This window comes from Ruegeria arenilitoris (assembly GCF_013032445.1).
Taxonomy (GTDB): Bacteria; Pseudomonadota; Alphaproteobacteria; order Rhodobacterales; family Rhodobacteraceae; genus Ruegeria; species Ruegeria arenilitoris_F.
Genome location: NZ_WQCA01000020.1, coordinates 1 through 12,409 on the forward strand (window position 1 = coordinate 1; position 12,409 = coordinate 12,409).

Genomic DNA, 12,409 nt, shown 5'->3' on the forward strand with positions numbered 1-12,409 from the left:
GAGCCACCGAAAAACAACAGACGGGCAGGTGGCTTAATAATCGGGTTGAGAACTCTCACCTGCCGTTTCGACGAAGAGAACGGGCCATGCTGCGTTTCAGGCGTATGCGAAGTTTGCAGAAATTCGCCTCCGTCCTTTCCTCCGTTTACAACCACTTCAACCAGGAAAGATCGCTGACCAGCCGAGACACCTTCAAGCTGACACGCACCGCCGCTCTTGCCGAGTGGCGCGAACTTGGTGCGTCATAAAAGGCAGCTATACAGGCCTACCAGAGACTGGTTCGAATTTGTCTGACAGCACCTTTCGACTAGCTTGATGCATTCAAAATTGTTTTCCACTCTGAGCCGGTATTGATCCCCAAGAAGCGGAAAAAACGTCAAGATTAACGAACAACCGGCTGGCATGGTAGGCACTTAGTCGGGACTAGATATTAAATGAAGTTACCGGTACGAGTTTCCGAACTTATTCAAAGTACTCAGGATGGCGTTCGTGAATAAACGCAATAGTGTCGTCGAGGCGGGATAAGTGTTTTCTGACTGCAGTTTGCGCTTTTGAAAGATCCCGCGAGGCGAGTCCATTTGCTATCTCATAGTGGTCTTCCAAAATGGAATTCGCCTCGCGGTCTTTCTCAAGACCAAGCATACAGAGACGATCCACTTTTTGCTTGCATTCCAGCATAACTTCGAACGCTAACGGGTTGCCGCCCAGAACGTAAATTAGTTTGTGAAAATCATAATCGAGCGCGTGAAAGGCAGATAGATCCCCTTGCGTCAGAGCATTCTCCTGAAGGGCTAAGTTTTCGCTTAGCTTCGCATCCCGATCTGCGTCCCAAGTTTCAACCGCCATGTAAACTATTTCAAGCTCGACAGCCCTGCGTACCAAACGAGCAAGCTCTAATCGATCCATTGAAAAGCCGCGCACCTCGGTCGCTTTTTGTGGTCGGATGAGTAGCAAATCCTCATTTCCAAGCCTGGTGAAGGCGTTGCGAACAGGTTGACGAGAGACACCAAATCGCCGTGCGACTTCTGTCTCGGATAGTTTTGTACCGGGAAGAATTTCGAGCGAAACGATCTGATCGTGCAGTGTTTCGTAAACGGCGTCAGTGGTCGTTCGGGTTCTAATTCCGTCCACGATTTTCTCTTTCATCCTCTGATTCATATTCCTGTCGACACGGTCTGAGCGGTGATTAAGGCACTGTTATTGCGAGTGAAAAGCCAGAATTCGTACGTATTTAGGTATGGCTTTTTCGGTTAATATCAAAGAGCCTGTAACCATTGAAGTCAAGGCTGTCACAAGTTTCAAACGAGTTGTTGACACAACTTGGATACTAGTGTCCTTATAGTGTAAGCAGTGATTCCGGCTCTGGGAGGAAGCAGTAAGTTTTGCGACTTTCATCCTCCGGACGACACGTTTTGGCCTGTTGCTGCCCAGAAAAAAACGGGAGGAGACCCATGACTTCTACGAAATCGCTTTTTGCAGCAGTAGCCGTTGCACTGATCGCCTCATCAGCATCGGCCGAAAGCTGGCGTGCCTGGAACATTCACAATGACGGCCACCCCAATACGGCGGCGATGGACAAGTTTGCTGAGCTTGTGGACACAGCCACGGATGGCGAAGTCACGGTCGATGTGTTCCACGGCGGCGTTCTTGGCTCGCAACCCGATGCCCTGGAGCAAGTGCGTATTGGAGCCATCGAAGTTGGAAACTTCAACCTTGGCCCGATTGGTCCGATGGTCAAAGAGGCAAACCTTGTATCGCTTCCGTTCATTTTCAAAAGTGTTCCTCACATGTTCCGTGTGATGGAAGGTGACGCAGGCGAGGTCGTTGCCGAAGCGATGGGTGAAGCGGGTGTCCTTCCACTTGCATATTTCGACGCGGGAGCCCGGTCTTTCTACAGCCAGAAACCGATCAACTCTCCAGACGATGTGGAAGGCTTGAAGATCCGAGTCATGAACAACGATCTCTACACTTCGATGATTACGGCGATGGGTGGAAATCCGTCTCCCATGGCTTTTTCGGAAGTACAACAGGCGCTGAAAACAGGCGTCGTTGATGGTGCAGAGAACAACTTCCCGTCGTTCAAAAACGTCGGCCATTACGAAGTGACGTCGCACTATTCCCTATCTGAGCATTTGATCATCCCCGAGTGCATCTGTGTGAATACAGCCAAGTTCAACGCGCTTAGCCCCGAACTACAAGAAGCTGTACGCAGTGCGGCGCAAGAAGCGGCTCTATACCAGCGCGAACTGTGGGCTGTTGGGTCTGCGCAAGCGCGCTCTGACGTTGAAGCGGCTGGCATCACAGTCAACGAAATCGCAGACAAGGGCCCCTTCCAGTCCGCGATGGACGTAGTCTATGCCGACTACCTCGCTGCCAACCCAGATATGAAAGCGTTGGTCGAGATGGCCCAGGCCACTGAGTGATTTGCCAAAGCGAATACAAATAAGCGCGTCCGGTTTCCTTCAAAGAAGCCGGACTCGTAAAACCAAAAAAGGGGGCGGCATGCAAGTTTCAGGCAAGACATCAGAGTTTCTACGGAGGATGGATTTCTTCCTCGACCTGCTCGCCCGCCTTTGTACCTTGTTGGCCGGCGTCGCCATCGTGAGTATGACCGCTATCTTCGCGTGGCTAGTCTTTGGCCGGTACGTCCTCAATGACACGCCCACCTGGGTTGAGCAGGTATCGCTATTACTTGTCATGGTCATTGCCTTCCTCGGCGCAGCAGCCGGAGTGCACAACCACACCCACCTCTCTGTTGTTCTTTTCCGGGGCATGGTGCCGCCGAAAGTACGATCAGTCTTTGTCTGCATCACAGATACGCTGCTCGCCGGATTTGGCGCGATGATGTTCTGGTATGGGCTTGAATTGACCGAATTCAAATGGGGCACGTTGATCCCGCTTATTCAATGGCCCGAGGGCCTGAGATCCCTGCCTATGACCATTAGCGGAGCATTGGTCCTTCTGTTTTCCATCGGTCATCTGATCCGCCTGTTTCTGGGCGAGGACGCGCGTCAAGACAGTATAGATCAGGGTTAATCATGGGACTTGCAGTTCTTCTCGGGGTCTTTGCCCTTTCCGTCATCATTGGTACTCCAGTCGCTTACGCACTCGGGATTTCTGCCTTGGCTGCGTTTTGGTATGAAGGCTTGCCTTTGTTCGTCGGCTTTCAACGAATAGTCGCAGGAATCAACGTTTTTTCGCTTATGGCTATCCCGTTTTTCATTTTCGCTGGCGAGCTGATGTTCCACGGTGGCATAGCCGTCAGATTGGTAAAGTTCGCGCAAGCCGCTGTCGGTGCCGTGCGCGGCGGGCTTGGCATTGTGAACGTGTTTTCCTCCATGCTTTTTGGTGGGATTTCAGGTTCGGCGATCGCGGACATCTCCGCGCTGGGCTCAATTCTCATCCCCGTTATGAAGGACAAGGGATACGACGCCGACTATGCGGTGAATGTGACGGTGACGTCTTCCATCGCCGGGATCATCATTCCACCCAGTCACAATATGATTATCTTTGCTCTTGCTACGGGCGGTGCGGTGTCAATTTCCAAGCTGTTCTTGGCGGGTGTGATCCCCGGCATCCTGATGTGCTGTTGCTTGGCAATTGCTGCATATGTGGTCGCAGTAAAGCGCGGCTATCAGGCCGAACGGTTTCCTGGATGGACGGCGCTGGCGTACGCGTTTATCGGCTCCATCCCCGGCTTGCTGACTGCCGTCATTATCGTCGGAGGTGTCCTATCAGGCATCTTTACTGTGACAGAGTCCGGTGCGTTCGGGGCTATGTATGCCTTTGTTGTCACGCTGATCGTCTACCGCAGCCTGTCATGGGATGCCTTTAAGACTGCTGTAATTTCGTCCGTGCGCACAACGTCGATGGTCATGATCCTGATCGCCTGCGCCGGGGCTTTCGCCTATATGCTGACTTACAACCGCGTACCAACCAAAACGGTCGAGTTCCTTCTGGGGATAACCGAGAACCCGATCCTGGTTTTGCTGATGATCAACGCCGTTCTTTTGCTGCTTGGCATGATTATGGATATGGCAGCTTTGATCCTCATCTGCACGCCGATCTTCTTACCCGTGATGAACATGCTTGGGATCGATCCGCTGCAATTCGGCATGATCCTTTTGGTGAACCTTGGTCTGGGGCTTTGCACGCCTCCGGTCGGGACCTGCCTGTTTGTAGGCTGTGCGGTTGGCCAGTTGCCGATGGAAAAAGCCATCAAAACGATCTGGCCTTTCTACCTTGCGATCTTCGCAGCTCTGATGCTGATCACCTTCGTTCCTGCCATCTCACTCACACTTCCGACTCTCCTAATCGGCCCATAAAGTCAAAAGGACGCCGCTATGCTGAATATCAAACGATTGGACATTGAAGAGGCGAGACGGCTGATCGCGGTCGCAAGGCTCAAAGCCGAGGGTATCGGGGTGCCAATGTGCATCGCTGTTACCGACGAGAGCGGTAGCCTCATCGCTTTCGAGCGAATGGATGGCGCCAAGATTACCAGCGTCAATCTGGCGATCGACAAGGCTTATACCGCATGCGGCATAAAAAAGAGCACGCAAGCCTTGGGTGAAGTCAGTCAACCGGGATTGCCAGCGCATGGCATCGCTTCAGCCTTAGGCGGACGTATGTTGACCGTTGCCGGCGGTCTTCCTGTGCTTGCAGGTTCTGATGTCGTCGGCGGTATTGGTGTTAGCTCTGGCTCGCCTGCGCAAGATCATGACGTTGCCCAAGCTGGAGCCGATGTCTTTACCAAAACGAAAAACCCAAACGCTTAGGAGTCACGTATGTCGAACCCAAAAATCGGTTTCATTGGTCTAGGCCAAATGGGCAGCAAGATGGTTGAATGCCTCCAAAAAAATGGTTTTGATCTTGTGGTCATGGGCCGCAATAAAGCGGCGGTTGCCGAAACGGTTGCGCGCGGCGCGGTCGAGGTGAGCACCCCTAAGGAACTCGCCGCGGCCAGCGATATAATCATGCTCTGCGTTACAACATCTGACGTGGTCGAAAGCCTGATCTACGGTGAGAACGGTATTCTTGCCGGGATCAAAAAAGGCGCGGTGGTCATAGATTTCGGCACGTCCATTCCAGCGTCAACAAAGAAAATTGGCGCGGACCTTGCGACAAAAGGGGCCGGGATGCTCGACGCGCCGTTGGGGCGTTCACCTGTACACGCCAAGGACGGTTTGCTGAATATCATGGCAGCGGGCGATATCGAAACGTTTGAAAAGGTCAAACCTGTGCTCGATGTACAGGGCGAGAACGTGTTCCATCTTGGCGCGCTCGGCGCGGGTCATACGACCAAGCTGATCAACAACTTCATGGGTATGACAACAGCGTGTACTATGAGCCAGGCATTTGCTGTTGCAAAACAAGCTGGCATCGATGGCCAGCTGCTATTCGACATCATGTCCGCGGGCCCGTCCAATTCCCCCTTCATGCAATTTTGCAAGAATTACGCCGTAGATGGTGTAAGCGATCTTGGGTTTTCGATCAGCAATGCCAACAAGGATATCGCTTACTTCGTTCAGATGATCACTGACATTGGAACACGCTCCGAAATCGCTGAAGGCACTTCCGCAAATCTTCAAACGGCGCTTGACGCAGGGATGGGCGATGGCAACGTGCCCGAAATTTTCGACATGTTTGTCAAACGCGGCGCTGCCTAAGCAAGCGCACGCTGGAGCATGACAGTTTTCAAAGCAGAGCAACGATGAGGGATGGCCATGAAACTCGCTGGAAAATCGGCAATTGTAACTGGAGCCGGTCGGGATATCGGTGCAGCTGCTGCAATCAAGCTAGCGTCCGAGGGCGCAAACGTCGCAATCAACTATTTTGCCAGCAGCACAGGCGCTGAGGACGTTGTGGCCAAGATCAAAGCAAATGGCGGGACGGCATTTGCGCTTCAGGGAGACCTAACGCAGAAGAGAGACGTTGACGCATTGGTGGCGCTATCTCTCGCGGAGTTCGGCAGTATTGACGTTTTGGTCAATAATGCGGGCGGTTTGGTTGCCCGCAAAACAGTCGCAGAGTCCTCACTTGAACATTGGCAATATGTGATGGATTTGAACCTGACCAGCAACTTCATGATGACGAACGCCTGTTTGGCTCATATGAAAAGTGGTGCGATTGTCAATTTGGCGAGCCAAGCCGCTCGCGATGGCGGTGGTCCCGGATCAGTTCCCTATGCGACCTCAAAGGGTGCGATCATGACGCTGACGCGGGGTTTGGCTAAAGAGCTGGGCCCGGATATCAGGGTCAATGGGCTGTGCCCTGGCATGATTGATACTGATTTTCATAACATCCACACACCGGACGCAGGACGTCGCGGCTTTGAAGCCGCTGCGCCAATGAAACGTCAGGGCACCATTGAGGATGTCGCAAATCTTGTCCTATTCCTAGCCTGCGACGACAGTGCGTTCATTACAGGAGCTAATGTCGATCTGAATGGTGGGATGCTTTTCTCATAATGTAGCGGAGGTACTCCTTGCCTGAATTTCCAGTTGTCTCGATAGGAGAGAATGTCACACGGCAAATTCTCTCTGATCACCCTAATCTCATGGTCGTTGCCTTTCGGTTCAGCAAAGCAGGGGCGATAGGCGCGTTGCACAGCCATCCGCATGTCCAGTCAACATATGTCGAAAGCGGCCGGTTCCGGTTCACTTTGGGCGAAAGTGACCAAGAGTTCGGGCCAGGAGACAGTTTTGTCATTCCTTCAGATCAGACCCACGGATGTGTTTGCCTGGAACCAGGAAAGCTCGTGGATAGCTTCACTCCGCGGCGTGACGATTTTTTATAGAACCCATGCGTATCTTGGCAATCGGTGAGTGCATGGCGGAACTTGCTCCCTTGGGCGATCCAGGGGAATTCAAGATTGGGTAGACAATTGGGTGAGTATCGGTGTGCCGCCAGCCTTTAAAGAAGTCTCGAGCGCAAACTCTTCTATCGTAACAGTTTTTGTCGCTTGGGCCAAAGCGAAACCGCAGCTACAACCTAGGTCGCTTTAGTCACCTGCAACTTTTCGCAAATTCCTAGGATCAGGTCAGCGCACCGTTCGCCCAGCATCATGGCAGGTGCGTTTGTGTTGCCGGCGTTGATGTCGGGCACGGCTGACATGTCGCACACCCGCAGGCTCTCGATCCCGCGCACGCGCATCCTGGCGTCCAGCACGGCCATTCCGTCGCCGTCCCGGCCCATTTTGGCGGTGCCCGCCGGATGATAGTTGGTTTTTACGAACCGCTTGCAGTGTGCTCTCAGCGTTTGGTCGTCATCCGCTGTCGGAATGACGATTTCGCGGATCCTTTGCGCGAGCGGGCCCGACGTGAATGCTTGGCGAAAGAACCGCTGCCCCTGGATCATCTCCTGCATGTCGTCTTCATGCTTCAGAAGGTTGGGCGAGACCACCGGCATGGCGAGAGGATCGGTCGAGCGAAGCCGAACCTCTCCGCGTGATTTCGGTTTGACTACGACGGTCGTAACGGTCAGGCCAAAGTCATCCTGCACCTCGTTCAGCGCGTCGCGATCCAGATAGACGATGGGCACGCAAAAGGCCTGAATGGTCGGTTCTCCATCTGGGTTAGACGGATTGACGAAGGCACCAGCTTCGACCCCGGCCGAAGTCACCGGGCCGCTGCCGAACAGTTTGAACTGTATGCCGTTGCGAAGCATCCGCCAGCCCTCACCTTGTTTGAAATATCCGTATGGACCGTTGGCAAAGGCGGTAATTGGAACTTCCGGGTGGTCGATCAGGTTCTGGCCAACCCCGGGCAATGGGCAGAACACGGGAATGTCTTGCTCAGCAAGATGTGCATCTGGTCCGATGCCTGACAGCATGAGGATTTTCGGCGTGACCAGAGCGCCCGCCGCAAGGACAACCTCACCATCACACCGGACGGTGCGGAACCCGCCTTTGTCTTGATACTGCACCCCGACGGCCTTGTCGTATTCGATGATGACTTTGCTGACCGTTGCGCCAAGCCGGATGGTCAAGTTCGGGTTCGTCTCGAGAGGGGCGAGGAAAGCATAGGCCGACGAACTGCGCTTACCGGCGCGATTGGTGAACTGATAGAACCCGACACCGCGCTGTGTTGCGCCGTTGAAGTCCGTGTTAAATGGTTCACCAAGGGCCTGCACCGACTGAACGAACCAACGGGACATGTCGTCGATATACCCCGGATCCGAGACCTGGACCGGACCGTCGCTGCCATGCAGGTCATTGTGAAGCCTGTTGTTGTTTTCCATCTTGCGGAAATAGGGCAACACATCGTCCCATCCCCAACCGACCCCGTCGTTGGTCTGTCGTAGCAGGTCGTTCCACGCGTCATAGTCAGAAGGGCGGCCGCGCATATAGACCTGCGCATTCACGGACGACCCGCCGCCCAGTACGTTGGCCTGCGGAATGTCATGCACGCGGCCGTCCAGGTGGCCCTGCGGTTCGGTCTGGTGGTAGGTCATGAACTTGGACCCGTTGATCATCTTGAAAATACCCGGCGGCATGTCCAGCAACGGATGGCGGTGCGAATGCCCGGCCTCCAGCACCAGAACCCTGCACTTGCCCTGGTTGACCAGTCGCGCGGCAGCTGCGGCGCCGGCAGAGCCGCCGCCGATGACGATGTGATCGAAGGTTTCCGTCATGATTTCGCCTTCAGGTCCGGCGTTTGGGTTCGCTGATCGAGTCGCGCTCGACCAGTTCGCATTCAAGCTTTACGAGTAGGTGCCTCTGACCATCCGTCGGCCCGTGGAATAGCTGTTCGACGACCCAGCGTCCCATCGCCCGGGTGGGAAGGATCATCGAGGTCAGAGGCGGCGACAGGTGTCGCGCGGTTTCGTCATCGTCAAATCCGATGACCGAGATGTCCTCTGGGATGGACAGGCCAAGTTCCTTGAGCGCCTCATAGCAACCGATTGCCATGCGGTCATTCTGACAGAAAATGGCGGTTGGCGGAGAGGGCAGGTCCATCAATTTACGCGTGGCGGCATATCCGGCGCTGGGCAACCAATTGCCTTCGACAACCAAATCCTCGTCGAATGGAATGTCCGCGGAAGCCAAGGCGTTTCTGTACCCGGTCGTTCGTCCCGCGGCGCATTCCATGAACGGCTCGCCGGTGATAGTGGCGATCCGTATGTGCCCGGCCTTGATCAGAGCGTTGGTCGCAGTATGTCCAGCAGCGACTTCGCCGGGGATCACCGCAGGAAAAGAGAGGTCGTCACAAAAGCAGTTCAGCAGCAGAACTGGGGTTGCGGTTTGCGTGAGGATTTCCGGAACGACCACCCGCCGGGTGAAAACGGTTGCGTAAATGATGCCCGCAACCTGTTGGTCGAGGAAATACCGGAGCGTATTGGGCTCAACCTCGGGGTCGTTTTGGGTTTCTGCCAGCAATACAAGATTTCCGGTGTCCCGAACGGCTTGTTTCACGCCGTTAAACGCGTTTACCATTTCAGGGCTCGACGCCAGATCATCCACGACAAAAGCTATGGTGCCGCCTAGTGCCGAGGGTCGACGCGCGCTGTCCTGGGGTTTCCTGAGTTGAGGGGACATGGCGTATCCAAGCGTGTTTGCGGCATCCAGTACTCGTTGTTTTGTGTCCTCGGAGATTTTGACGGAATCATTTTTGTTGAGAACCAGCGATACCGTCGTCTGCGAGCATCCGGCGACGCGCGCAATGTCGTGCATCGTTACGCGCTGCCGGCCCGCGACTCGTCCCACGCCCCTGTGCTGCCCGGCTTTGTTCGCTTGATCGTTCATCGTTCAACCTTTTTGTTCGCATTCTTTTTATCGACTATGCGGGGGGTGTGCAACTAATATTAGTAAGAGATAACTAATATTAGTGTTGACGAAATAATATTATTAGTGTTTTTATCGCAGTGCGGTCGTCGTTGTGGTCTGGCCGAGCAGGTGCGGGAGGCGAAATTGCGGTCTGTAGTGGGGGAGTTGGGTCAAGTCGTTCGGCATTCGATGTTCATCGATGGCCGCTTTGCCGACTTTGACGCGGACACGGTTGGTGTCGAGAACCCTGCAAATGAAGAGATCGTTGCGCAAGTTCCAGATGGCGCCGCCGCTCATGCGGATGCGGCGGTCGACGCGGCCCATCGGGCACTTGGCTCATGGTCCGCGCGCCCGGCGATCGAGCGGGCGCGGCTGGTCCTGAAACTCGCCGAGGCCGTCCGGGTCGACGCCACACGCCTGGCAGCCCTGATCACGACCGAGCAGGGCAAGCCGATCTCGCAAGCTCGAGGTGAAGTGGATGCCGCCGTTACCTTTCTTTGTCATGCGGCTGAAGAGGCCCGGAGGATTTCGGGTGACATAGTGGCATCGGACAACAAGTCCGAGGAAATTCAGATCCGGCGTCATCCTTATGGTGTTGTTGTTGCGTTGACGGCCTGGAACTATCCGTTGGCATTGGCCGCCAGGAAAATCGGGCCTTCGCTGGTCGCGGGCAACACCGTTGTTCTGTTGGGGCACGAAATCACGCCGCTGTCCGGTCTTGCGATCGCCGAGCTTGCCGACAAGGTCGGGTTTCCGCCGGGTGTTCTGAATGTTCTGACAGGCAAGGGGCCGGTGGTAGGGCAGCGGTTGGTCGAACATCCCGATACGTCACTAATCACGATGACCGGCAGCACACGAGCCGGGAAAGAGATTTTTCGCGCAGCGGCCAACCGGATCAAGGTTGTCCGGCTCGAGCTTGGCGGTAAGGCTCCGCTCATTGTGATGGAGGATGCGGATATTGACGCTGCCGTTTCGGCAGCCGTTGCCGCCCGGTTTGCCAATTGCGGCCAGATTTGCACCTGCAACGAGCGTATGTATCTGCATCGCGGCATTGCGGATCAGTTCTTGGAAAAATTCGTGTCCGCGGCCCGCGCTTTGTCGATCGGGGATCCGATGGAAGACTGCGATTTGGGTCCCAAAGTCAGCAAGGCCGAAGTGACCAAGGTCGCCGAGATCATCCAGCGCAGCATCGACGAAGGAGCCACGGTTCATCTTGCAGGCGGGCCCCTGGCGGACGGGACGCACCATAAGGGGCACTGGATGTCCCCGACGGTTCTTGAGGTCTCAGACAACGGCAATGCCGCGATGCAAGAGGAGGTCTTTGGCCCCGTGGCGACAGCCATGCGAGTCGAGAATTTTGATCAGGCAATAGACTTTGCGAATGACACATCATTCGGGCTGTCTGCCTATCTCTTTACGGCATCGCACCGGCGATTGATGGAGGCCCCGAACCGTTTGAATTTTGGCGAATTGTACCTGAACCGCTCCAATGGCGAGGCCGTGCAGGGATTTCACACCGGTTGGGGTCTGTCCGGGGTTGGGGGCGAAGACGGCGCTTATGGCTTCGATGGGTATCTGAGGAAACAAACGACTTACATGAATTGGGCATGACCTAAAACTCGCGGTCAAAACGGAGGCGACCGCACCAATGGAGGAGGAATAACCATGAAACGCAGAACTCTTTTGATCTCGACGGTTGTGGCGGGTGCACTTTTGGGCACCACGGTGATCGCGCAGGATCTGCCACCGCTTGAGCAGAAGGATCGCTACAAAGTCGGCTTTGCGCAGATGGAGTCGAACAACCCGTGGCGCATTGCCGAGACCAAATCGTTCCATGACACGGCCGAAGCCTGTGGCTGGGATCTGATCGCGACGGATGCGGCCGGATCTGCGGCAAAGCAGGTTGCGGATGTGGACAGCATGATCGCCCAAGGCATCGACGTTCTGTTCCTTCCCCCGCGGGAAGAAAAGCCTTTGATCCCAGCCGTTATGAAGGCCCGTGCTGCGGGAATCCCGACCTTTTTGGTGGACCGCTCGGTTGATCCGGCCGTAGCCAAGCCTGGCGAGCATTTCGTAGCGTTCCTGGGGTCGGATTTCATCGATCAGGGCAACCGGGCGGCACAATGGCTGATGGAGAATTTCGACGGCGACAAGGGCGTCATCGTCCAGTTGGAAGGCACGACTGGTTCTTCGCCTGCAAATGACCGCAAAAAGGGTTTCGACGACGCGATTGCAGAGGATGACCGCTTTGCGATTGTGGCTTCTCAGACCGGTGACTTTGCGCGCGACCTGGGTCGTCAGGTGATGGAGACCCTGCTGCAGGCGCATCCCGACGTGAACGTGGTCTACGCCCACAATGACGAAATGGCGATTGGCGCGATCCAGGCTCTGGAACTGGCCGGCCGCAAGCCCGGCGAGGACGTGACCATTGTTTCGATCGATGGGACACGCGATGCGCTTCAGGCCATCATCGATGGCAAGATGGGGGTCACGGTGGAAAGCTCGCCCTTCTTCGGTCCTCTGGCTTGTGAAGTCATGAACAAATACGCGGCTGGCGAGACGATCCCGGAATGGGTGAAAGTCGAAGATCGCATCTTTACCAAGGAAAACGCGGCCGATCACATCGACGAAGCCTATTGATTC

At 55.2% G+C, this 12,409-nt stretch carries 13 protein-coding genes; 10 read left to right on the plus strand and 3 right to left on the minus strand.

Features of this window, described 5'->3' with window-relative positions:
- Positions 1 to 248 (plus strand): DDE-type integrase/transposase/recombinase (locus GOW98_RS21190; RefSeq protein WP_170335791.1); only part of this gene is annotated, 248 nt, incomplete at its 5' end.
- 214 nt (positions 249 to 462) lie between these two features.
- Here GOW98_RS21190 and GOW98_RS21195 read toward each other — a convergent pair.
- On the minus strand, positions 463 to 1,146 hold the full coding sequence (locus GOW98_RS21195) for a GntR family transcriptional regulator (protein ID WP_170335793.1): 684 nt from the start codon (positions 1,144 to 1,146) through the stop codon (positions 463 to 465).
- A gap of 305 nt (positions 1,147 to 1,451) precedes the next feature.
- Between GOW98_RS21195 and GOW98_RS21200 the strand changes: the two genes are divergently transcribed.
- The 7 genes from GOW98_RS21200 to GOW98_RS21230 all read left to right on the plus strand — a co-directional run bounded on the left by GOW98_RS21200 (position 1,452) and on the right by GOW98_RS21230 (position 6,799).
- Positions 1,452 to 2,423: a TRAP transporter substrate-binding protein gene (locus GOW98_RS21200; protein ID WP_170335795.1), complete on the plus strand. Its 972-nt coding sequence runs from the start codon at positions 1,452 to 1,454 to the stop codon at positions 2,421 to 2,423.
- A 79-nt stretch (positions 2,424 to 2,502) separates the two neighbouring features.
- Positions 2,503 to 3,036 carry a TRAP transporter small permease gene (locus tag GOW98_RS21205; RefSeq protein ID WP_170335797.1) on the plus strand — a complete coding sequence of 178 codons (534 nt, stop codon included), beginning with the start codon at positions 2,503 to 2,505 and terminating at the stop codon, positions 3,034 to 3,036.
- Positions 3,037 to 3,038: 2 nt separating this feature from the next.
- Positions 3,039 to 4,325, plus strand: a complete 1,287-nt coding sequence (locus tag GOW98_RS21210) for a TRAP transporter large permease (RefSeq protein WP_170335799.1) — start codon at positions 3,039 to 3,041, stop codon at positions 4,323 to 4,325.
- Positions 4,326 to 4,343: 18 nt separating this feature from the next.
- On the plus strand, positions 4,344 to 4,778 hold the full coding sequence (locus tag GOW98_RS21215; RefSeq protein ID WP_170335801.1) for a GlcG/HbpS family heme-binding protein: 435 nt from the start codon (positions 4,344 to 4,346) through the stop codon (positions 4,776 to 4,778).
- Between the two features lie 9 nt (positions 4,779 to 4,787).
- Positions 4,788 to 5,669 (plus strand): NAD(P)-dependent oxidoreductase, encoded by an 882-nt coding sequence (locus GOW98_RS21220; protein WP_170335803.1) that lies wholly within the window; start codon positions 4,788 to 4,790, stop codon positions 5,667 to 5,669.
- A gap of 57 nt (positions 5,670 to 5,726) precedes the next feature.
- Positions 5,727 to 6,470 carry an SDR family NAD(P)-dependent oxidoreductase gene (locus tag GOW98_RS21225; RefSeq protein WP_170335805.1) on the plus strand — a complete coding sequence of 248 codons (744 nt, stop codon included), beginning with the start codon at positions 5,727 to 5,729 and terminating at the stop codon, positions 6,468 to 6,470.
- A gap of 17 nt (positions 6,471 to 6,487) precedes the next feature.
- On the plus strand, positions 6,488 to 6,799 hold the full coding sequence (locus tag GOW98_RS21230) for a cupin domain-containing protein (protein WP_170335807.1): 312 nt from the start codon (positions 6,488 to 6,490) through the stop codon (positions 6,797 to 6,799).
- Positions 6,800 to 6,993: 194 nt separating this feature from the next.
- Here GOW98_RS21230 and GOW98_RS21235 read toward each other — a convergent pair whose 3' ends face one another.
- Positions 6,994 to 8,634: a GMC family oxidoreductase gene (locus tag GOW98_RS21235; RefSeq protein ID WP_170335809.1), complete on the minus strand. Its 1,641-nt coding sequence runs from the start codon at positions 8,632 to 8,634 to the stop codon at positions 6,994 to 6,996.
- Positions 8,635 to 8,644: 10 nt separating this feature from the next.
- Positions 8,645 to 9,745, minus strand: coding sequence for a LacI family DNA-binding transcriptional regulator (locus GOW98_RS21240; RefSeq protein WP_254438103.1), 1,101 nt, complete (start codon positions 9,743 to 9,745; stop codon positions 8,645 to 8,647).
- Between the two features lie 105 nt (positions 9,746 to 9,850).
- Between GOW98_RS21240 and GOW98_RS21245 the strand changes: the two genes are divergently transcribed.
- Positions 9,851 to 11,377: an aldehyde dehydrogenase family protein gene (locus GOW98_RS21245; RefSeq protein ID WP_217359679.1), complete on the plus strand. Its 1,527-nt coding sequence runs from the start codon at positions 9,851 to 9,853 to the stop codon at positions 11,375 to 11,377.
- Between the two features lie 54 nt (positions 11,378 to 11,431).
- A complete protein-coding gene (locus GOW98_RS21250) occupies positions 11,432 to 12,406 on the plus strand; it encodes an ABC transporter substrate-binding protein (RefSeq protein WP_170335811.1) in 975 nt (324 codons plus the stop codon).
- Positions 12,407 to 12,409 lie beyond the last annotated feature (3 nt).

Coding starts and splice junctions, on each gene's coding strand:
- GOW98_RS21195 (WP_170335793.1), bottom strand. CDS start 1,146: ATGAAAGAGAAAATCGTGGACGGAATTAGAACCCGAACGACCACTGAC.
- GOW98_RS21200 (WP_170335795.1), top strand. CDS start 1,452: ATGACTTCTACGAAATCGCTTTTTGCAGCAGTAGCCGTTGCACTGATC.
- GOW98_RS21205 (WP_170335797.1), top strand. CDS start 2,503: ATGCAAGTTTCAGGCAAGACATCAGAGTTTCTACGGAGGATGGATTTC.
- GOW98_RS21210 (WP_170335799.1), top strand. CDS start 3,039: ATGGGACTTGCAGTTCTTCTCGGGGTCTTTGCCCTTTCCGTCATCATT.
- GOW98_RS21215 (WP_170335801.1), top strand. CDS start 4,344: ATGCTGAATATCAAACGATTGGACATTGAAGAGGCGAGACGGCTGATC.
- GOW98_RS21220 (WP_170335803.1), top strand. CDS start 4,788: ATGTCGAACCCAAAAATCGGTTTCATTGGTCTAGGCCAAATGGGCAGC.
- GOW98_RS21225 (WP_170335805.1), top strand. CDS start 5,727: ATGAAACTCGCTGGAAAATCGGCAATTGTAACTGGAGCCGGTCGGGAT.
- GOW98_RS21235 (WP_170335809.1), bottom strand. CDS start 8,634: ATGACGGAAACCTTCGATCACATCGTCATCGGCGGCGGCTCTGCCGGC.
- GOW98_RS21240 (WP_254438103.1), bottom strand. CDS start 9,745: ATGAACGATCAAGCGAACAAAGCCGGGCAGCACAGGGGCGTGGGACGA.
- GOW98_RS21250 (WP_170335811.1), top strand. CDS start 11,432: ATGAAACGCAGAACTCTTTTGATCTCGACGGTTGTGGCGGGTGCACTT.